Source organism: Tateyamaria sp. Alg231-49, assembly GCF_900143535.1.
Taxonomy (GTDB): Bacteria; Pseudomonadota; Alphaproteobacteria; order Rhodobacterales; family Rhodobacteraceae; genus Tateyamaria.
On record NZ_FRFA01000007.1, the window covers coordinates 1 to 20,775 of the forward strand.

Below are 20,775 nucleotides of genomic sequence, written 5' to 3' on the forward strand. Positions count from 1 at the left end.
GTCCGCGCCCAACCATGCTGAGAGGGCACGGAAACCGGTAGGTGCATTGGGAAAGCGCGCTGTGCCTCCATCGCTTAACCGATGCGCTTCCAGAAAGTCCTTCGAAATATCAATGCCTATGCTATCATCTGTCATCATCGTCATGTCCTATGCTTGTCATGCAAGCCCATGAAAAATCCAGCTTGCGTATCCGTTCAGGCCTCATGCGAAGACGGCGGCTGACCATACTCGAAAACGGTCCCTCACGACCAAGCCCAAAGCGATCCAGCCGCCACCACTGCCAGCCATAAATGGCTTGGCCGGCAGTGGCTCAATCTTTGCAGATCGATAAGGAAAGCATAAGACAAGCCCGAAGCAGCCTTGTCGCCAAGGGTTTTCATGTTGTCATAGATCAAGGCCGCTATCATGCACAAACGTCAAACTGGACCACTCTGCAGGGGCTGATCAGAATTTTTGGTTGTGACTTCCGGACATCAAGTCTAAATTACGGCGAAAGTGTGTCGGGCTTTGCCCTGTAATGAGGATTAGTTTTATGAAAACCTTGATTATCGCAGCTATTGCAGCTGCAAACTTTGGAGCGGCAGCTCAAGCTTCTACCGTGAATCTCGTCACTAACGGCAGTTTCGAAGATACTCCAGACTTCAGTGGAAGCTGGAGAGTGTTTCAGGGCGCGGAGCTGGATGGTTGGGAAGTCCAGTCCGGCGCAGGCGTCGAAATCCAAACAAATTCTGTCGGCAGCGTTCTGGATACGCTCTGGGGCACGAAATACGTTGAGCTTGACAGCCACAACGGCAATGGTGGTGCGACAACCGGGCCGACAAATTCGGCGATCGGGCAGGACATTTTTCTGAGCGCCGGGCACTACTTGCTGTCGTTCTACTATTCGCCCCGCGTGAACTCTCTCGGAACCGATACCAATGGTATTGATTACAGCATTGCCGGCGTGAGCGGGTCCGCATCCGGCCCCAACGACGATTTCCGCTTTGGTGAGTGGACGCTAATTGAGGAAACCGTCAAAATTGACGTGGGCGACACGTATAAGCTCCTGTTTGCGGCGACCGGTGGCGATGAAACGCTCGGTGGCCTGATTGATAACGTGTCGTTGACCGCTGTGCCACTGCCTGCTGGTATGCTTTTGCTTATGACGGCTCTCGGCGGCCTTGGCATTGCCCGCCGTCAAAAAGGCTGAATCTGAAATCCCTGAAATTGAAAAGGACGGACATTTTGTTCGCCCTTTTTTTCGTGTCATGCAGACGAGTTTGTATGGATCTAAAGAAATCGCATGCGGCGGCAAACAAGTTGTGCCTGCCGTCCTTATTTTCTTAAATCCTGCACGCCAGTGTCAGATGAGAACGATCCCTTTGTCGGTTACTGTCAGACAAACTTGGCTTGAGCTGGGGTGGAGTTCTGGTTTACGCGCGGGAACGACCAAATCGACCCTAGTACAGTCGTTCAATACTTAAACTAGGATCATTTGTCTGGCTGCGATGCTCTACGTTCTTTTTTTGCTGCGAAGATCCGCAACGCGGGCTGCGACCGCCGCAATACGGCGAGTCCGCCAATGGCAGTCATTGGCCGATCGCACTAGTTCGAATGAGGTGATTAAGCGACGGCTTCGTCCGCACAGCGGACGTTTGTGTAAACCCCTCAGCGTCCCCTGATCCGGGGATCAAGCGCGTCGCGCAGACCGTCGCCAAGGTAGTTTACCCCAAGCACCGTCAGCGAGATCAACAGGCCGGGCAGGATAACCCGTTCGGGGTATTGCTCCATCCGCTGGACCGAGTCCGCAAGCAACTTGCCCCATGTTGGGAAGTCGGACGGGAAGCCGACACCGAGGAAGGACAACGCACTTTCGGTGATGATCGCAGTGGCGAGACCCAAGGTGGCCGACACCATGATTGGTGAGATCACGTTGGGCAGCAGGTGGCGCAGAATGATCGACCCGGATGTGGTACCGATTGAGCGGGCGGCGAGGATGAACTCGCGCTCTTTCAGCGCGAGGATGTCACCGCGCACGATACGCGCAGTCTGCATCCATGAGGTCAGGCCAATCACGCCAACGATCAGGATAAACATGCCCCCCTCAGGGCCGAAGTTGGCGCGCAGGGGTTGGCGGAACAGGGTTACGGCGACCAAAAGCAGGGGCAGGATAGGCAATGACAGAACAAGGTCCGTAAAGCGCATCAGCCAGAAGTCGGCCTTTTTGAAGTAGCCCGAGACAACGCCCACGGCCGTGCCGATCAAAAGGGCGAGCACCATCGCAGCCCAACCCACTGCCATGGAGGCGCGCCCGCCCGCAATCAGGTTGGCGAGGATGTCGCGCCCCAGATTGTCGGTGCCTAACGGATTGCCCCAACGCACGGCGGCCGTGCTGTCCCAGATCGCCGTATAGATCGGGCGCAGGTCCTTGTTGCGGATATCCAGCTTTTGCGGATCAACCTGCCACACCCATGGGCCGACAAGCACCGCAAGCGTGATGAAGATCAGAAAACCGCCGCCAAACAACGCACCCTTGTGGTGTTTGAACTGGTCCCAGACGTCTTTCCACTGGCTGCGCGGCGCCTTGGGGGGCTCTTTGTCCTGAAGGGCCGCATATGGGTCGATTGGGGCGGTATCAGTCATAGCGGATCCTCGGATCGAGCACGCCATAGAGCACGTCTGCGATCAGGTTGAAGAGCACAATCAGGATGGCGAAAATAAAGGTCAGCGTCATCACCATGGGGATGTCATTTGCAAAGAGCGCGGTGAGCAGCAGTTGCCCGATCCCGTTCACTTTGAACACATTTTCGGTGATGATAGCGCCGCCGAAGATGGCTGGGATGCCCAGGGCAATAACCGTGATCACCGGGATCATCGAATTGCGCAGAACGTGCTGCATAACTACGACGCCTTCTTTCAAGCCCTTGGCGCGGGCCGTGCGCACATAGTCCTGCCCAAGATTGTCGAGCATGGAAGAGCGCATATAGCGAGAGATCTGTGCCGTGGTTTGCAGCGCGAGGACCATCACAGGCATCACCATCTGCATGAACTGGATTTTAAAGCTGGCCCAATCCGTCACGACGTGGGTGGTGTCGTAGATCGACGGCAGCCATCCCAGTTGCACGGAAAAGACCACGATCAACAGTGGCCCGGTAAAGAAGGGCGGGATCGAAAAGCCGATCATGGTGATGAACGTGCCGGCCTGATCGAAGACGGAATACTGTTTGTAGGCCGAATAGATGCCGATCGGCAGAGCGATCAGAATACCCACGATGTATGAAAGCCCCACAACCCACAGAGTTTGCGGGATACGCTGCACTACGATGTCCATCACGGGGCTGCGTGTCTGCCACGAGATCACGCGCTGCTTGCCTTCGGCGAAGGTCGTGCCAAACCAGTGATCGATCAGAACCTGCGGTTCGATCCAGAAGAACTGTACAATCCATTTCCAGTATTGGACGTGGATGGGTTGGCCAAGGCCAAGAGCCTCGCGCATCTTTTCTTTGACTTCGGGCGGGACCGTAAGGGGCACTTGGGCCATTGGGTCGCCGGGGGCGAGCTGCAAGAGCAGGAAAATCACAAGGCTGATGAACAAAAGCGTCGGGATCGATAGGATCAACCGGCGGATTGTGAAGGTCAGCATAGTCAGGCCAGTCCTTTGTCGGAGGTCTTGTTGTTGCTTGGCGGTGGGCGGAGGTTCGTCCGCCTTACGGGGTGGGTGCCCTCTGGCAGGCGTTACGAGGCAGCCTGCCAGAAGGGAGGGTAAGGCGGACGTGTTGCCCGCCTTGCCTTGATTAGTCGACGCGGTACCAGTCGGCCACGTTCCACAATTCACTGTCCCAGACGTTCAGCTTTACGCCACCAAGGGAGTTGGCGTGTGCCGATACACGACCACGGTGCACAAGTGGCACGATGGTATAGGTGTCTTTGGTCAGCATGTTGTTCATCTTGATCGCGATTTCGGCGCGTTTCTCGATTTCACCGGTGCGACCCAGTTCGTCGATCAAAGCGTCATACTCTGGATCACAGAAGCGGTTGATGTTCTCACCCTGCCACTGGCTGGAAGGCTTGGGTTCGTTGCCACAACGGTAGGCCGACAGGTACGCCTGTGGGTCTGTTCCGTCGAAGGTGTTGGCATACATCTCTACGTCCGCATAGAACTTCTGGAACGTGTCAGGCGAACCTGGGTCACCACCAAAGAACACGGATGCATCAAGGTTACGCAGTTCGGTTTCAACACCGATCTCGCTCCACCACTGCTTGATCAGGGCTTGGAAGTCCTGACGCACAGCGTTGGTCGATGTCTGATAAAGGATCGACAGTTTCACGCCGTCCTTGTCACGTACACCATCACCATCGCTGTCGGTCCAGCCGGCTTCGTCCAGCAGGGCCTTGGCGCCTTCAATGTCCTGGGTTGCACAGTGCATGTCGCCGGAGGCGAACATTGCTGGGGCAGGGACCAGATCGCAGGACACTTTACCAGCCTGACCATAGCCGACTTCAACCAACAGGGGGCGGTCGATCGCGAGCGACAGCGCTTTGCGCACGTTGATATCCGTCAGGAACGGGTGGGGTTCGGCAACCGTGGCGCGTGTTTCGGCCGGCAGGTCTGGTGACGGGTTCGTCATGTTCATTTCCAGACGTTCGATCAGCGGGCCAAAGCCTGCAATCGCCACACCTTTGCCTGCCGCTTCCATACGCGCGATCACGTCGGGCGCAAGCTGCAGGTTCCAAGCGTAGTCAAACTCGCCCGTTTCCAGAACGGAGCGGCCTGCCGCTGCGGCATCGCCACCACCTTTGAACGTCAGCGACGCAAATGCGGGTTTCGCCGGGTCACGGTAGTTCGGGTTGGCCGACATCTGGATCACGTCGTTGGGGCGGAATTCGTCCACAACAAATGGGCCGGTACCGATCGGGCCAAAGTTCGCGTCCGTGCACTCGGGCGCTTTGGCACCTGTGCAATCAGCAAACTGAGCGGCTTGAATGATCGGGGACTGACCGCCGACAAATGGGCCATATGGGTTGGGCTTGGGCTGGTTGAAGGTGACGACGATGGTTTGCGCATCTGGCGTCTCGACGTTTTCAACACCGTCGAATTTGGCCAGCTGTGCACAACCGCCTTCGGGGTTCATGCAGTAGTCAGCAGTGAATTTCACATCAGCCGACGTCACGGGCGAGCCATCAGACCAGACAAGGCCATCTTTCAGCTTCCATGTGATGGTCGTGAGGTCTTCGCTCACGCCGCCATTGCCGACGGTCGGGATTTCTGCGGCCAGCCATGCTGTCAGTTCACCGACTTCGTTGTAACGCGCAAGCGGTTCGATCACGAGGCTGGAGGATTCGATGTCCTTGGTGCCGCCTGACAGGTAAGGGTTCAGGATCGACGGGGCTTGCCAGTAGATGATGCTGACTTCGCCATCTGATCCGCGTTCAGCAAATGCTGCAGGCGCAAGCGCCGCTGTCGCGACAGCACCCATAAGCAGGGATTTGAGGGTCATGTGTTACTCCTTGTTGGACGGCATGGGCGCACCCAAAACCATCAATCGCGTGCCGCGTTGACCGCCGCACATTTTTCGACGCTTGAGAATAAGTGGCGCAATCATCGGTGTAACCCACGGTTCGTCCGACATTTTTACCTATTGCCCCCAAGCACACTTGAACATCGAAACAGAACTTGGCGAAATTGCAAGCCTTGCGTGCCGTCAATGGACCATTTTGGGCATCTAAAGTTTGACAGTGCCTTAAGGTTCGACCACTCTTTTTGAAACTGCGCTAATGCTGGCGCACTGCGGGGATGCACATGCTAGATCACACCGAAAAAACGCCCATTGCCGACATTCAGGAATTGCGCGTTGCCTTTCAAACAAAGGATGGTCCGGTGCTGGGGGTCGAGGACGTTTCGTTCTCCATAAACGCAGGCGAAACCGTCTGTGTGGTCGGGGAATCTGGATCCGGCAAATCCGTGTCGTCGTTGTCTTTGATGCGTTTGGTGGAGTTTGGCGGGGGCGAAATCGCTGGCGGGCGCCTCATTTTTAATCGCAAGGATGCCGATCCGATCGATCTTGCGGACGCAGAACAAGAGTTGATGCGCACGATCCGCGGAAACGAGATTGGGATGATCTTTCAGGAGCCCATGACTGCGCTGAATCCGGTGTTCACCGTGGGGCGTCAATTGACCGAAGGGCTGCGCCTGCATCGCGGAATGAGCAAGAGCGAAGCCGAAGCGCGTGCGCTTGAGTTGATGAATCAGGTCCGAATCCCGGAACCGGAGCGTCGCCTTAAACAGTATCCACATGAACTGTCAGGCGGCATGCGCCAGCGTGTGGTCATCGCGATGGCGCTTGCGTGCAAGCCGCGCCTGCTGATTGCGGATGAACCCACGACGGCATTGGACGTGACCATTCAGGCGGAAATTCTTGCCCTTATGGATCGTCTCAAACGCGAAACAGGCACGGCAGTGATGTTTATCACCCATGATATGGCGGTGGTTGCGCAGATGGCTGACCGCGTGGTCGTCATGTTCCGCGGCAACAAGGTAGAAGAGGGAACGGTCGAGGAAATCTTTGAAAATCCTCAGCACGCTTACACCAAGGCACTGCTGGCCGCTGTCCCGAAGCTGGGCGAAATGCGCGGCAAGGCAGCCCCCGAGCCGATGAAGCTGATGGGCCGGGACCAGGCCGAGATCAAACCGATCCCCGGCACGGACGAACCCCTTCTCAAAGTTAAGAACCTGACGACTCGATTCCCGGTGCGCGGCGGATTTTTCCGCCGCCTCGTGGCGAACGTCCACGCCGTGGAGGATCTGTCCTTCACCATCAACAAAGGCCAGACGCTCAGCCTTGTGGGTGAAAGCGGGTGCGGCAAATCCTCGGCTGGTCGCTCGATTTTGCGATTGGTCGAACCGCAATCAGGCGAAGTGGTGCTGGATGGCAAGGACATCATGGCTCTGAATGATCGCGATTTGCGCACTGCTCGGCTCGACATGCAGATGATCTTTCAGGATCCATTTGCCTCGCTCAATCCACAGATGCAGCTTGCTGATCAAGTGGCCGAACCGATGCAGAACTTTGGCATGTTCAAAGGCGAAGAGGGTCGCAAGCGAGTTGAGATGCTTTTTGACCGGGTCGAGTTACCGCGCAGTTTCATGCGACGCTTTCCCCACGAACTGTCCGGCGGGCAGCGCCAGAGGGTTGCCATCGCACGCGCGCTGGCCCTCAACCCCAAACTGATCATCGCGGATGAGGCTGTGTCTGCGCTGGATGTTTCGGTGCAGGCACAGGTGTTGAACCTGATGATGGAGTTGCAGGCCGAGCTGGGCCTGTCCTTCCTGTTCATCAGCCACGACATGGCAGTTGTTGAGCGGGTCAGCCACCATGTGGGCGTCATGTATCTGGGCCGGATCGTCGAAATGGGCCCGCGCGCCCGCGTTTTCGAAAACCCGCAGCACCCCTATACGCAGGCATTGATGAAGGCCGTGCCAATCGCCGACCCGCGACAGCGCAAGGACGAAAAAGACCTGAACTTCAAACCCATCCCATCGCCGATCCATCCGGTGACCTATACGCCCGAACCCTCGGCCTATAACGAGGTCGAGCCGGGGCACTTTGTGCTGACGACAGACAGCGGGTATTGATCCATTGTGACTGGCAAGGAACGGCGCAAAACGGTTCTGGTCACAGGGGGCGCGCGTGGGATTGGTGCGGGTATCGTCGCTGCTTTGCGCGACACCCATGACGTCATGGTGCACTACAACACAACGATCCCTATTCATGATGCGGTTGTGCAGGGGGATCTGACCGATCCCGAAACGCCCGCCCGTTTAATTGCGGCAACCATGGAACGGTTTGGCCGACTGGACGGTGTGGTGCACAATGCAGGCGACATTTCAGTGTCTCCGCTGGATGCATTCACGCCAAAGGCTTATCACGAGATGTTCGATGTGAACCTGTTTTCAGCCCAGGGTCTGCTGTCTGCCGCAATGCCCCATTTGTCGCGCGGTGCGGCCATGGTGAACATCTCGTCTGTGAATGCTGTATTGCCGCCCAAAGGGGCCGCAATGTACGGCGCCAGCAAGGCGGCCCTTGATTTGTGGACCCGAGGAGCGGCCAAAGAGCTGGGCCCTCGGGGCATCCGGATCAACGCGGTGGCGCCCGGCGCAATTGATGTCCCAGATGCGGGGCGAGATGATGATCTGAAACAAGCATTTGTTGATATGACCGCATTGGGGCGCATGGGCACACCTGCGGACATTGCCGGTGTTGTGGCCTTTCTGCTGAGCGATGCGGCATCGTATATCACGGGCGAAGTTCTGACCGTATCGGGAGGATATCGGTTGTGAGCGCGCGTTTAACCCAAGTCACACCTTTTGTGCCCTGCACATCGCTTCAGCAGCAAATTGGGTTTTACAGGGATATTCTGGGTTTTTCGGTGGGATTTCAGGCGGAGAACTACGCTTTCGTTCGTCGTGACGATGTGGCCTTGCGGCTTGTCGAAGTCTGGGAAACGGTGGACCTGTCGCATCCCGAACGAGAGAACTCGTTTTATGTGGATGTGGTGGGGCTTGATGATCTTTTTGCTTTGATGAAGCCAAAACTCGACACGCTTGCCGACGGCCGGGTGCGCGCGCCTTTTGATCAAGACTATGGCCAGCGTGAGTTTCACGTCAAAGATGAGGACTGCACATTGATATTCTTTGGAGAAGCGTTGTGACCACCCGCCTTACACCACTGCAGTTGATGACCAAGCTCATCAGCTTTCCGACGGTCAGCCGTGACACAAATCTGCCGTTGGTGGATTGGGTTGAGGAATACCTGAGCGGCCACGGGATAACCTGCCACCGGTATTATCATCCTGACCAACCCAAGGCCGCGCTTTTTGCTCATGTGGGTCCCGAGGTTGAGGGTGCGGTTGTGCTGTCTGGGCATACGGACGTTGTGCCTGTTGATGGCCAGCCGTGGGATACGGACCCGTTTGTCGTCACCGAAGTTGGTGGCAAATATTTCGGGCGTGGCACCTGCGACATGAAGGGCTTTGATGGGCTCGCCATCTGGGCGCTGGTCGAGGCGCATTATGCGGGCAAGGCGATGCAAATTGCGCTGAGTTTTGATGAAGAGATTGGGTGTCTTGGTGCCCCGCCAATGATTGAAGCCATGCAAGGGGTGGTGCCCAAGGGCGGGCCAGTGATTGTGGGCGAGCCCTCGATGATGAAAGCAGTGACAGGCCACAAGGGCGGGCAGGGCTTTGACACCCATGTGGTGGGATTCGAGGTGCATTCCTCGCTATTGCCCACGGGGGTCAGTGCCATTTTGGAAGGTGCAAAGATCATCGACTTTGCCAATCACCGCAACGCCGAAAATATGGCCGCCATACCTTCGCCGCTGGCTGCGATGTTCGATCCGCCTTTTACCACATGGCATGTGGGGCAAGTGTCGGGGGGGACCGCCCACAACATCACGGCCAAGGATTGCCGGTTTTCCATGGATTTCCGCGCCGTGCCGGGGGACGATGTTGTCGCGCTGAAAGAGGCCTATATGGCCCATGTGGCTGGGATCGAGGCGGGGATGCAGGCGATACACCCTGACACACGCGTCGAGATTGAGACCCGCTTTGATGTGCCTCCGTTGAAGCCGGAAGCCGATGGCGTTGCCGAGGCATTGGTGCGTGGCATTACGGGGGACAATGCAGGTCACGTGGTAAGTTATGGAACCGAGGCCGGACAGTTTCAGGCGGCGGGATATTCTGCGGTTGTCTGCGGTCCCGGCGACATTGCCCAGGCACACCAGCCCAACGAATTCATCACTGTGGCGCAATTCGAGGCGGGACACACCTTTATGCGGGATTTGGTGGCGCGGTTGTGATTGTCGTCGTGCGGGACTGTTTTGAGCAATGCTCAAAAGGCGCACGCCCACCGGCACGCCTGTCGCCCCGCCAGTCTCGGAGATGATGAGGTTTCCGATCCACGAGGGGACACCTATTTCATGGCCGGGCCCACATCCCACTGAAGCCGATGTGGTTGTCATTGGAGGCGGTGTGATCGGTGTGTGCTCGGCTTTGTACCTCGCGCGGAGCGGCCTGCGTGTCGTTTTGCTGGAGAAAGGCCGGATCGCGGGCGAACAGTCTTCACGCAACTGGGGCTGGATTCGTCAGCAGGGACGCGATCCAGACGAGTTGCCGATCATGGTCGAAGCCAACCGCCTGTGGCGTGAACTGGCCAGTGAGACAAATGTGGACATCGGTCTGAAAACCGGAGGCGTCACGTATCTGGCCAGCACCGAAAAGGCGATGGCAGATTACGAAGATTGGCTGCCCCATGCGCAGGTGAATGGGGTGGACAGCCGCCTTTTGACCCGAGCCGCAACAGCTGAACTGATCCCGGGAATGTCCCGCACATATGTGGGGGCGCTGCATACAGCTTCGGATATGCGGGCCGAACCGTGGGTGGCGGTGCCTGCTCTTGCCGGAATTGCCGCGCGCGCAGGTGTTTCGATTGTTGAAAACTGTGCTGTGCGCGAGCTGGACATTGCCGCAGGCCGTGTGATCGGAGTGATCAGCGAACATGGGCGCATAAAAGCACCCGAGGTGGTTCTGGCTGGAGGCGCTTGGTCGAGCCTGTTGTTACGACGGCACGGCGTGGCGCTGCCTCAGCTGTCGGTACGTGCAACCGCGGCCGCAACCGAGGCCTTGCCTATGGTCTATCCCGGTGGCGCCGCAGATGACGAGATCGCATTTCGCCCGCGTGCGGACGGGGGATATTCGCTAGCGGCAGGCGGATTTCATGAGCTTTTTGTGGGCCCGGATGCCTTTCGTGCGTTGCCAAATTTTCTGACCCAATTGCGCGCTGATCCATTTGGGACGCGATTCTTGCCCGGTGCCCCGCATGGATTTCCCGACGCTTGGGGCACGCCGCGCAGCTGGACAGCCGACGACATCAGCCCGTTTGAGAAAATGCGCGTGCTGAACCCCAAACCGAACAAGGGAAAGCTCAAAGCGCTCACTCGCGATTTCGCCGCACTGTTTCCCAACATCGGGCCTGTTCGAATCAAGGCCGCGTGGGCGGGCATGATCGACACGATGCCAGACGTGGTGCCTGTGGTGGACCGGGTTGCGGCCTTGCCCGGACTAACGGTTGGCACAGGCATGAGCGGCCACGGCTTTGGCATCGGTCCGGGTATGGGAAAGGTGCTGGCTGCTCTGGTCACTGGCGCGGAGGTGGGGCATGATCTGGCACGCTTCCGCCTCGCTCGGTTTTCGGACGGTTCGCCTATGCGACTCGGTCCTGCCCTTTGACATCCAGAAAGGATATGTGATGCCGATCAAGAACCGCCTTGCTGAGACCCACGCCGAAATCATCGGCTGGCGCCATCACCTGCATGCCCATCCCGAACTGGGTTTTGAAGAGCATGAGACAGCCGCCTTTGTGGCGAAAAAGCTGGGTGAGATTGGTGCAGACAAGGTCGAGACAGGCGTGGCCCAAACCGGCGTCGTTGCGGTGATCAAAGGACGCACGGACAGCAAAGGTCGCGTGATTGGCCTGCGTGCAGACATGGATGCCTTGCCCATTCTTGAGGCCAGCGGCGTGGATTACCCATCGCAAAACGCCGGTGTGATGCACGCGTGCGGCCACGATGGGCATACTTCAATTCTACTGGGGGCCGCACAATATCTGGCCGAGACGCGCAATTTTGACGGTACGGTGGTGCTGCTGTTCCAACCTGCCGAAGAAGGCGGCGGGGGCGGCCGCGTCATGGTCGAAGAAGGCGTACTAGACCGCTACGGTGTGCAAGAGGTTTATGGATTGCACAATATGCCGGGCTTTCCCACGGGGCAGTTCGCGATCCGGCCCGGCGCATTGATGGCGTCGGCGGACGAATTTTACATCACCGTGACGGGCAAGGGCGGGCATGGCGCCGCACCGCACCAGTCGATCGATCCCAACATCACGGCTGCACACATCATTCTGGGGCTGCAAAGCATCGCCAGCCGCAATGTGGACCCGCTCGAATCAACCGTTGTGTCGGTCTGCGCGCTGCATTCTGATGTGGATACGCACAACGTAATCCCGCAGCAAACGCGTATGACTGGTACTGTACGCGCACTGAATTCAGACGTGCGCGATATGGTTGAGGCTCGGGTCATATCCATCGCCAAAACCATTGCAGAAGCCTATGATTGCGTCGCCGAGGTGGATTATCGGATCGGGTATCCGGTGACCGTAAACGATCCTACACATACCGAATTTGCCGCTGCTGCCGCCCGCGCTGTGGCGGGGGACGTGGACATGGAAACGCCGCCCATTATGGCTGCCGAAGATTTCTCCTTCATGCTGAACGAACGGCCCGGCGCGTACATCTTTTTGGGCAATGGAGACGGCCCCATGGTGCATCACCCCGCCTACGTCTTTGACGATGATGCCATTCCTGCCGGGTGCAGTTGGTTCGTGGAACTTGTCGAACAACGTATGCCAGCCCAATAACTTAATAACCACGACCTGCATGCTGGTCCGGTCTGGACATTCCGCCCGATTGGCACAGTTTCATCGCAACAAACCCACATCCCGGACAGGAGTTCCCGATGCCGATCAAAAACCGTTTTGCCGAAATGCAGGCCGATATCACTGAATGGCGCCGCGATATCCACGAACACCCGGAAATCCTGTTCGAAACCCACCGCACCAGCGCGTTGGTGGCCGAAAAACTACAGGCATTCGGCTGTGACGAAGTGGTGACCGGGATTGGTCGCACAGGGGTCGTTGGCGTGATCAAGGGCCGCGGCGCTGGATCCGGCAAGGTGATCGGTTTGCGCGCCGATATGGACGCGCTGCCCATCCATGAACAGACAGGGCTCGACTACGCCTCCAAAACGCCAGATGCGATGCACGCCTGCGGGCATGATGGACATACCGCGATGCTGCTGGGAGCTGCGAAATATCTGGCAGAGACGCGCAATTTCGACGGTACTGTTGTGGTCATCTTTCAACCCGCTGAAGAAGGTGGAGGCGGCGGACGAGAGATGTGCAATGACGGGATGATGGAACGCTGGGGCATTGATGAGGTCTATGGAATGCACAACTGGCCCGGCAAACCCGTGGGCGAGTTTGCGATCCGGTCGGGTCCCTTCTTTGCGGCTACAGACCTGCTGAATATCGAATTTGAGGGCTTGGGCGGGCACGCGGCCAAGCCGCAGGAAACCATCGACACGACTTTGATGGCGTCTCACGCCGTCACGGCGCTGCAATCCATCGTCAGCCGCAATGCCGATCCTATTGACCGCATCGTGGTATCGATCACCTCGTTCGAGACATCGTCAAAAGCCTTTAACGTGATCCCGCAGAAGGTTCAGATTTATGGCACTGTGCGCACCATGTCGGCGGAGATGCGTGATTTGGCGGAAAAGCGGGTTATTGAGATTTGCAACGGCGTCGCGGCCACCTTTGGCGGCGTTGCTCGTGTGGAGTACCAGCGCAACTACCCGGTGATGGTCAATCACGACGAACAGACTGCATTTGCGGCCGAGGTTGCCCGGTCCGTGTCCGGGCAGTGCGAAGAAGCGCCGCTTGTGATGGGGGGCGAGGACTTCGCCTTCATGCTGGAAGAGCGCCCCGGGGCCTATATTCTGGTTGGCAATGGCGACACAGCCATGGTGCACCACCCCGAGTATAACTTTAATGACGAGGCGATCCCGGCGGGCTGTTCGTGGTGGGCGGAAATTGTTGAGCAAAGGATGCCTTTGGCCGGCTGACGTTCCTGCCGTTGGCAGATCGCTCCTCCCGACGTCCCTCAAACCATGGTTGGGATTGGCCGGGCGGGAGCGGCTCAACGCATAACGTCAACCGCGTGATCGTTCGCCAATGCAAACAGGCGGCTGGCAAGCGGCCGTCTGGTTTTGCCCTGCATCTTTGGGTCAGAAAGTGTCTTTGGGTCACTCATCCGGGCCAACTCCAGCCCCATATCGCGCAGATGATTTCTGCTGGCCATGTCGCGGCACTCGGCCATAATGATGCCACGCAAAACGTAAGATGCGGTGGTAGGAAATCGTTTCCAACCTTGCGCGCTGGCGTCCGCCAGATGCACATCCAGCAAAGCAACAGGAACGCCTGCATGTGCGCAGCGATCCAACAGGTTTGGCCATAGATCTGAGTTCACAAGAACACAAAGGTCGGGCCGCCAGTGCCGCAAAAAGCGGTCAATTGGTCCTGTTCCTTCTAGAGGGCTGAACTGGTGCACGGCGCGTGCGTTTGACTGTCCAGCCGCCGCCTGTGCAGCGGCAGCGGTGTTAGAGGTGAGCAACAGCATGGCGTCCGGGTGGGTACGGGTAATGTCCGTGATCAGAGGCAGAACCGAAGTGACATCATCTTCATCCGCTGCATAGATCCAGATCATTGGGCCGGCGCGCCTATCTGCCGTGGCGTGCCCGAGGCGTTCATGCGCCCGGTCCACGGAAACGCCAGCACGTCGCAATGCATTAACTGATGCACTCGCCATGAAGGGCAGGGCAAGGGTGGTGGCAGCCCTGTAAAGGTAGAACAGGGCGGTGGGGCGCATATTGGCTATCCGCCTGTATGGCTCATATGGCGCGGCATCTGGCCATCAAGGCGCTGGCGCGAATAGTCAAAGTCATGCCCTTTGGGCTTGGCCCCGATGGCGGCGCGGATGGCGTTTTCCAGCGGCACATCGTCATCGGGATGCGCACGCAACGGAGCACGCAGGTCAGCCATGTCTTCTTGACCCAAACACATATAAATCTCGCCCGTGCAGGTCAGGCGCACGCGGTTGCAGCTTTCGCAGAAATTGTGGCTGAGGGGGGTGATGAACCCAATTTTTTGGTCCGTCTCTTCCAAACGGACATAGCGGGCGGGGCCGCCGGTGCGTTCGGCCAGATCGGTGACGGTGTAGTGATCTGCATAGCGCGCGCGTACATCTTTGAGCGACCAGTACTGGCCCAGACGGTCCTCGTTCCCAAGATCGCCCATCGGCATGACTTCGATCCAGGTGAGGTCCATGGATCGCTCAGCACACCAACGCGTTATCGTCTCCAATTCGTCTTCGTTGAAGTCTTTGAGGGCAACGGCGTTGATTTTAACTTTCAGACCAGCGGCCAGCGCCGCATCTACGCCACGCAGCACTTGGGGCAGACGGCCCCAACGGGTGATATCCGCGAATTTCTGCTCGTCCAGCGTATCAAGCGAGATGTTCACGCGACGCACGCCTGCGGAATAAAGTTGATCCGCAAAGCGCTCAAGCTGGCTGCCATTGGTGGTCAGCGTCAGTTCTTTGAGTGTACCCGCTTCGAGATGCCGGCCCATCGCGTTGAAAAAGGTCATGATGTCACGACGCACCAGAGGCTCGCCGCCCGTTATCCGCAGCTTTTCCACGCCCAGACCGATAAAGGTCGAGCACATGCGGTCCAGCTCTTCGAGGGTCAGCAGTTCTTTCTTTGGCAGAAAGGTCATGTTTTCCGACATGCAGTACACACAGCGGAAATCGCATCGGTCGGTTACAGAAACGCGCAAGTATGTGATGGCGCGGGCAAAGGGATCAATCAACGGAGCATTCATGTGAATATTGGTAGGTGCGCGCAAGAGTGTCTGCAAGGGGCATTGCGTCAACAATTGCGTGCTCTATGGTTGGATCATGCGACGAATGATTATGATTGTGCTGTGTGTTTCGGGATGTGGGACCTTGCCGGGGCAGCTCGAAACCGCATCCGGTACCGCGAATGTATCCTCGGCATCCGGTGATGTGCAGCGCCCCGTCGCTCGTTCGGACGGCGTCGTTGCGACCGAAGCATCTGTCAGTGGCACGCCCGAAGTCTCGGTTGGCACTCTGGGTCGTACGATTGCCTCTCTTGGTAATCCGGGCGAGCCAGGATTGTGGCTGAAGACCCCGTTGGTGTCCGCCGAACGGAAAGCACGTGTTTCCAACCCAGCGACAGGTCAGGCCGTTGAGGTCACGTTGATTCCAATTGAGGGGCCGCGGACAGCGGGCAGTCGAATGTCATTGGCAGCCATGCAGGCGCTTGGCGCGCCGCTGGGTGATCTGGTCGAAGTCGACGTGTTCGGGTTTTAGCGCGTCAATCGAGGTACTTGCCCGCCTCTTTGGCGGCAAAAGGCTTCATTGCGCTCCCATGTTCCTCAAGAAATGCGCGCGCACGCGGGGCGTCATGCTTGCCCAATTCACGTATCCACCATGCAATTGCCTTTTGGATGAACCATTGTTGATCCGGGACATAAGAGGCAGCCCAGCCCAGCACCCGTTCGCGTGCGGCAACTTCTTCGGGCTTGGGGAAGTTCTGTTTGGTCCAAGGCAATGTCATCACAAGAGCGGCGCGGCGCGTCCACATGTGTTCGGATGTCGTCCACGTCTCAACCAGATCAAGGCGGGCCGGGTCGGCCGCAACACGGCGTTGCCCCGCCATGCAGGCGTGATCGGCGATGGCCCAACCGTCAAATTGCGGCACCCATGATGTGATCAAATCCCATGCCGCATCGTCTGGCCGGATACGGGCCTGCGTCAACAGCTTGGCCGCCGCCAGTCGTGCCTCGAAAATATCCGTTTGCCACAGCCCGTCTGCAAGGGTGACGCGTGCAGGCACGTCCAGTTCCTTGCGCCAGGCTTGGGTCAAATCATTCAGGACCGGATTGGGTACGCCCAGATGAACACGCTTTGACTTGTGATAGGCTTTGGCACCGGCTGCACGGGTCTCATCGCCATGGGTTGCGATCTGCGCCAGCGCGTCTTCTGGGCTCATTCTACCGTCACAGACTTGGCAAGGTTGCGGGGTTGATCAACGTCGGTGCCCTTGGCCACGGCCGTATGATAGGCGAGCAGTTGCGCAGGCACGGCATAGAGGATCGGAGCAATGATATCCGGGCAATCGGGCATCGCGATCTTTGCCCACGTACCGTCTCCGGCCTCTTTAAGCCCGACTGAATTCGAGATTAGGGCGACCTTGCCCTTGCGTGCCATGATCTCTTGCATGTTGGACACTGTCTTGTCGAACAACGCGTCGCGGGGCGCCATGACCACGACGGGCACGGATTTGTCGATCAGGGCGATGGGGCCATGTTTCAACTCGCCAGACGCATAGGCTTCGGCATGTATATAGCTGATTTCCTTGAGTTTCAGGGCGCCTTCCAAGGCCAGCGGATACATCACGCCACGTCCTAGAAACAGAATATCGCGTGCCTCGGCCAGCTTGCGAGCGGTGGATTTCATCGCGCTGCTCTGCTCAATGGCATGGTTCATCAGGGCAGGCAGGCTGCGCAATGATGCAATGTGTTCGGCCATCTGCTCATCTGTGATGGTTTCGCGTGCACGCGCCGCCTTGAGCACCAGCATCAAAAGCACGGTCAACTGGCAGGTGAACGCCTTGGTCGAAGCCACCCCAACTTCGACGCCCGCAAAGATCGGCAATGCCAGATCGCTTTCCCGTGCGATTGAGCTTTCGGGGACGTTGATCACGGATGCGATCTTGTCCGCCTTGCCTTCGCAATAGCGCAGGGCGGCCAGCGTATCCGCGGTCTCGCCAGACTGGCTGACGAAAAGGGCCAGCGTACGCGCCGGTATGGGTGGTTCGCGATAGCGGAATTCTGACGCAACATCGACCTCGACGGGCAGACGCGCGATCTGTTCGAACCAATACTTCGCTGTCAGGCAGGCATAATATGCCGTGCCGCACGCGACCATGGTCAGCCGGTCGATCGCAGTGAAGTCGATACCGGGGTCGGGCAGGGTGATCTCGCCCTCCGCACTCAGGTAGTTTGCCAGCGTATTGGCCAACACCACCGGCTGTTCGGCAATTTCCTTGGCCATGAAGTGTTTGTGCCCGGCCTTGTCTATGCGCGTGGAATCCATCTGGACCTGGCGCATCGCGCGGTTGGCCAATGCGCCATTTGCGTCCCGAATTTCAACACCTGCGCGGGTCACAACGGCGCGGTCGCCTTCTTCCAGATAGGTGATGCGATCCGTCATGGGGGCCAAAGCGATGGCGTCCGAACCCACAAACATCTCGCCATCGCCATGGCCTATGGCCAGCGGAGAGCCCTTGCGCGCGGCCACGATCAAATCGCCCTGACCCTGAAACAAAAAGGCCAGCGCAAACGCTCCCTCTAGACGGTCGAGCGCGGCAAAGGCAGCGTCCACCGGGCTCATTCCGCCATCCATGTAGTGTTGCGTGAGCAGAGAAACCGTCTCGGTGTCCGTCTCTGTCTGGGATTTAAGCCCCGCCGCATCCAATTCTGCGCGCAAGTCGCGGAAATTCTCGATAATGCCATTGTGCACCACGGCAACAGGGCCGGACTGGTGGGGATGGGCATTGCCTTCTGTCGGCGCACCATGCGTGGCCCAGCGGGTGTGCCCGATGCCAGCCTTACCAGCGAGCGGTTCATGCACAAGCCGGTCGCTGAGGTTCACCAGCTTGCCCACAGCGCGCCGCCGTTCCAGCACACCATTGTTTACCGTAGCGATCCCGGCACTGTCATAGCCGCGATATTCCAGCCGTTTGAGCGCCTCAACCAGCATTGGAGCAACTTCGTGATCGCCCAAGACCCCTACAATTCCACACATGTTAGCTGCCCCTGTGCATTCTGGCCTTTTTGGCCTTTAACATTTCGAATAATTTTCGCGCCATGCCGGGCTTTTCCACCTGTGGTGCGCGCGCCAACGCAAGCGCGCCCGCTTCCACGTCGGATGTGATGACAGAACCGGACCCCGTCATCGCCTCGTCCCCGATGGAGACCGGGGCCACGAGCATAGTGTTGGACCCGATAAAGGCACGTTCGCCGATATGGGTGAAATGCTTCATCACGCCATCGTAGTTGCAGGTGATGGTGCCTGCGCCGATGTTGCTGGCCGCACCAATGGACGCATCGCCAATGTAACTGAGATGGTTGACTTTGGATCCCTCTGCCAGCGTCGCATTCTTGACCTCGACAAAGTTGCCGATGCGCACATCCTCGGCCAGTTCCGTACCCGGACGCAGGCGGGCGTAAGGACCAACAATAGCACCACGCGCGACATGACACCCTTCAAGGTGGGAAAATGCGCGGATGGTGGCACCGGATTCGACGCTTACGCCGGGCCCGAACACGACATTTGGTTCGATCACGGCATCCCTTCCGATCACCGTATCAAGGGAAAGATAGACCGTGTCGGGCGCGACCAAAGTCACGCCGTCGCCCAGCAATTCGGCGCGTGCCTTCGTCTGAAACAACGCATCCGCCGCTGCCAGATCGGTACGCGAATCCACGCCTAACGTCTCGGCTTGGTCACAGGCGATGGCCGTCACCGACAGACCCCGTCGGTTGGCCAGTTCGGCGACTTCGGTCAGGTAGTATTCACCTGATGCGTTGTCATTGCTCGTCTCACTCAGCATTTCAAACAATGTCTTTGCGTCGCAAGCCAGCAAGCCGCTGTTGGTAAAACGAATAGTCTGCTCGTCCTCGCTGGCATCCTTGTACTCGACAATTTTAACCAAGCGGTCGCCGTCCATCACCAAACGGCCATAGCGCGGCTGAAGTTCGGCAATTTCGAACCCCAGCACCACCACATCGTGGGTTTGACGGGTCGCAATCATGCGCTCCAGCGTTTCAGGGCGCAAAAACGGCGTGTCACCAAACAGCACGACAATGTCGCCGTCGAAGCCTTTCAGCACCTCGCGCGCCTGATCCACAGCATGACCTGTGCCTAGTTGCTCTTCTTGCAGAACAACTTCGGCGTTTTCGTCATAGGCGAGGGCGGCCGCGCGCACTTGGTCTGCTCCGTGCCCGGCCACAACGATCACATGTTCCGGATCTAGCGCCGCACCAGCACGCATCGCGTGGTGCAGCATGGGGGCACCGCCAATGGGATGCAGTACCTTGGGCAGTTCCGAATTCATCCGGGTGCCCTTGCCTGCGGCAAGAATGATCAATGCAGCGCTCATGAAATGCCTCTTTGCCCAATTCTCTTTGTCTTTTTGTTGCGCCCTGTTTATCGCCTATTGCGATGCGCGCAAGCGGGCTGGCCATCAAACAAGATTGCGGCTTGCAACAACTGAGACCAGCAAGGGCGATGGAGAACAGATATGACAGCGGTGATTTTCGATCTTGACGGGACGCTTGCCGACACCAGTGGTGATCTTTTGGCGGCTGCAAATATCTGCTTTCGCGATATGGGATATGGCGATGTGCTGGGGGCAGGGGACGCAGGTGTCGCTTTGCGCGGCGGACGCGCCATGCTGCGTGCTGGGCTGACCCGGGTGGATCAGTTGGATGAGCGCACGATCGATCTGTACTACCCCGTATTGCTTGAGGCATACGGCGCTGCGATCAGCACCCACACGCGCCTTTATCCCGGCGCAATGGAGGCCATCGAAACCCTTAAATCCCATGGCCACGCCATAGGCATCTGCACCAACAAACCCGAAGGGCTGGCCGAACAGCTGATGCGCGATCTGGGTGTGCGCGACGTCTTTGGCAGTCTTGTTGGTGCCGACACTCTGCCTGTGCGCAAACCGGATCCGGAGCCACTCTTTGAAGCGACTCGCCGTTTGGGCGTTGATCCAAATGCCTGCCTTCTGGTCGGCGACAGTGACACGGATCGCAACACTGCGCGTGCGGCGGGCGTGCCTTCTGTGCTTGTCACATTCGGACCGTCAGGCGAGGATATGGCGGCGCTGGAACCCGAGGCATTGCTGGACGATTACGCCGCCTTACCATCAGTAGCCGCCGCTCTGTTGGCGCGCTAGAAACTCTGCATCCGCCCTTTGATATTTTGAAATGGCAATGCACCGCATTGACGGTTGGCGCGTCTACTATCA

18 protein-coding genes are annotated in these 20,775 nt (G+C 58.1%); 10 read left to right on the forward strand and 8 right to left on the reverse strand.

All coding sequences use genetic code 11. The annotated features are described in order from the left end of the window. Positions 1-532: 532 nt before the first annotated feature. Positions 533-1,189, forward strand: coding sequence for a VPLPA-CTERM sorting domain-containing protein (locus DHN60_RS11965; protein ID WP_159089199.1), 657 nt, complete (start codon positions 533-535; stop codon positions 1,187-1,189). Positions 1,190-1,647: 458 nt separating this feature from the next. Here the strand turns inward: DHN60_RS11965 and DHN60_RS11970 are convergent, their stop codons facing one another. The 3 genes from DHN60_RS11970 to DHN60_RS11980 all read right to left on the reverse strand — a co-directional run bounded on the left by DHN60_RS11970 (position 1,648) and on the right by DHN60_RS11980 (position 5,477). After that, the gene (locus tag DHN60_RS11970) at positions 1,648-2,622 is read right to left on the reverse strand and encodes an ABC transporter permease (RefSeq protein WP_108837561.1); all 975 of its coding nucleotides are present in this window, start codon (positions 2,620-2,622) and stop codon (positions 1,648-1,650) included. Beyond that, a complete protein-coding gene (locus DHN60_RS11975) occupies positions 2,615-3,622 on the reverse strand; it encodes an ABC transporter permease (RefSeq protein WP_108837562.1) in 1,008 nt (335 codons plus the stop codon). The genes DHN60_RS11970 and DHN60_RS11975 overlap by 8 nt, the downstream gene beginning before the upstream one ends. Positions 3,623-3,773: 151 nt before the next feature. Beyond that, positions 3,774-5,477: a peptide ABC transporter substrate-binding protein gene (locus DHN60_RS11980; protein ID WP_108837563.1), complete on the reverse strand. Its 1,704-nt coding sequence runs from the start codon at positions 5,475-5,477 to the stop codon at positions 3,774-3,776. 302 nt (positions 5,478-5,779) lie between these two features. Between DHN60_RS11980 and DHN60_RS11985 the strand changes: the two genes are divergently transcribed. From DHN60_RS11985 to DHN60_RS12015, 7 genes are all read left to right on the forward strand, one after another. Then, positions 5,780-7,612 carry an ABC transporter ATP-binding protein gene (locus tag DHN60_RS11985; protein WP_108837798.1) on the forward strand — a complete coding sequence of 611 codons (1,833 nt, stop codon included), beginning with the start codon at positions 5,780-5,782 and terminating at the stop codon, positions 7,610-7,612. A gap of 6 nt (positions 7,613-7,618) precedes the next feature. Beyond that, the gene (locus tag DHN60_RS11990; RefSeq protein WP_234423624.1) at positions 7,619-8,317 is read left to right on the forward strand and encodes an SDR family NAD(P)-dependent oxidoreductase; all 699 of its coding nucleotides are present in this window, start codon (positions 7,619-7,621) and stop codon (positions 8,315-8,317) included. Further along, positions 8,314-8,688 (forward strand): VOC family protein, encoded by a 375-nt coding sequence (locus tag DHN60_RS11995; protein ID WP_108837565.1) that lies wholly within the window; start codon positions 8,314-8,316, stop codon positions 8,686-8,688. The genes DHN60_RS11990 and DHN60_RS11995 overlap by 4 nt, the downstream gene beginning before the upstream one ends. After that, positions 8,685-9,836 carry an acetylornithine deacetylase gene (argE, locus tag DHN60_RS12000; RefSeq protein WP_108837566.1) on the forward strand — a complete coding sequence of 384 codons (1,152 nt, stop codon included), beginning with the start codon at positions 8,685-8,687 and terminating at the stop codon, positions 9,834-9,836. The genes DHN60_RS11995 and argE overlap by 4 nt, the downstream gene beginning before the upstream one ends. Positions 9,837-9,921: 85 nt before the next feature. Beyond that, positions 9,922-11,265 carry an FAD-binding oxidoreductase gene (locus tag DHN60_RS12005; protein WP_199913673.1) on the forward strand — a complete coding sequence of 448 codons (1,344 nt, stop codon included), beginning with the start codon at positions 9,922-9,924 and terminating at the stop codon, positions 11,263-11,265. Positions 11,266-11,284: 19 nt separating this feature from the next. Beyond that, the gene (locus DHN60_RS12010) at positions 11,285-12,451 is read left to right on the forward strand and encodes a M20 aminoacylase family protein (RefSeq protein WP_108837567.1); all 1,167 of its coding nucleotides are present in this window, start codon (positions 11,285-11,287) and stop codon (positions 12,449-12,451) included. Positions 12,452-12,549: 98 nt separating this feature from the next. Beyond that, positions 12,550-13,716 (forward strand): M20 aminoacylase family protein, encoded by a 1,167-nt coding sequence (locus DHN60_RS12015; protein ID WP_108837568.1) that lies wholly within the window; start codon positions 12,550-12,552, stop codon positions 13,714-13,716. Positions 13,717-13,790: 74 nt separating this feature from the next. Here the strand turns inward: DHN60_RS12015 and DHN60_RS12020 are convergent, their stop codons facing one another. Both DHN60_RS12020 and moaA read right to left on the reverse strand, forming a co-directional pair. Continuing rightward, positions 13,791-14,519 carry a 3-deoxy-D-manno-octulosonic acid transferase gene (locus tag DHN60_RS12020; RefSeq protein ID WP_108837569.1) on the reverse strand — a complete coding sequence of 243 codons (729 nt, stop codon included), beginning with the start codon at positions 14,517-14,519 and terminating at the stop codon, positions 13,791-13,793. A 5-nt stretch (positions 14,520-14,524) separates the two neighbouring features. Then, positions 14,525-15,532 carry a GTP 3',8-cyclase MoaA gene (gene moaA / locus DHN60_RS12025; RefSeq protein ID WP_108837570.1) on the reverse strand — a complete coding sequence of 336 codons (1,008 nt, stop codon included), beginning with the start codon at positions 15,530-15,532 and terminating at the stop codon, positions 14,525-14,527. A gap of 76 nt (positions 15,533-15,608) precedes the next feature. Here moaA and DHN60_RS12030 point away from each other — a divergent pair, with 76 nt between their 5' ends. Further along, positions 15,609-16,043 (forward strand): hypothetical protein, encoded by a 435-nt coding sequence (locus DHN60_RS12030; protein ID WP_159089200.1) that lies wholly within the window; start codon positions 15,609-15,611, stop codon positions 16,041-16,043. 4 nt (positions 16,044-16,047) lie between these two features. Here the strand turns inward: DHN60_RS12030 and DHN60_RS12035 are convergent, their stop codons facing one another. The 3 genes from DHN60_RS12035 to glmU are packed head-to-tail and all read right to left on the reverse strand — an operon-like array spanning position 16,048 to position 19,899. Beyond that, complete coding sequence (locus DHN60_RS12035; protein WP_108837572.1) at positions 16,048-16,725, reverse strand: DNA alkylation repair protein; 678 nt, start codon at positions 16,723-16,725, stop codon at positions 16,048-16,050. After that, a complete protein-coding gene (gene glmS, locus DHN60_RS12040; protein ID WP_108837573.1) occupies positions 16,722-18,542 on the reverse strand; it encodes a glutamine--fructose-6-phosphate transaminase (isomerizing) in 1,821 nt (606 codons plus the stop codon). Before glmS ends, DHN60_RS12035 begins: the two co-directional genes overlap by 4 nt. 1 nt (position 18,543) lies before the next feature. Beyond that, positions 18,544-19,899, reverse strand: coding sequence for a bifunctional UDP-N-acetylglucosamine diphosphorylase/glucosamine-1-phosphate N-acetyltransferase GlmU (glmU, locus tag DHN60_RS12045; RefSeq protein ID WP_108837574.1), 1,356 nt, complete (start codon positions 19,897-19,899; stop codon positions 18,544-18,546). 141 nt (positions 19,900-20,040) lie between these two features. On the opposite strand from glmU, the gene DHN60_RS12050 reads away from it, so the two are divergent. Beyond that, positions 20,041-20,703, forward strand: coding sequence for an HAD-IA family hydrolase (locus DHN60_RS12050; RefSeq protein WP_108837575.1), 663 nt, complete (start codon positions 20,041-20,043; stop codon positions 20,701-20,703). The last annotated feature ends 72 nt before the right edge of the window (positions 20,704-20,775 follow it).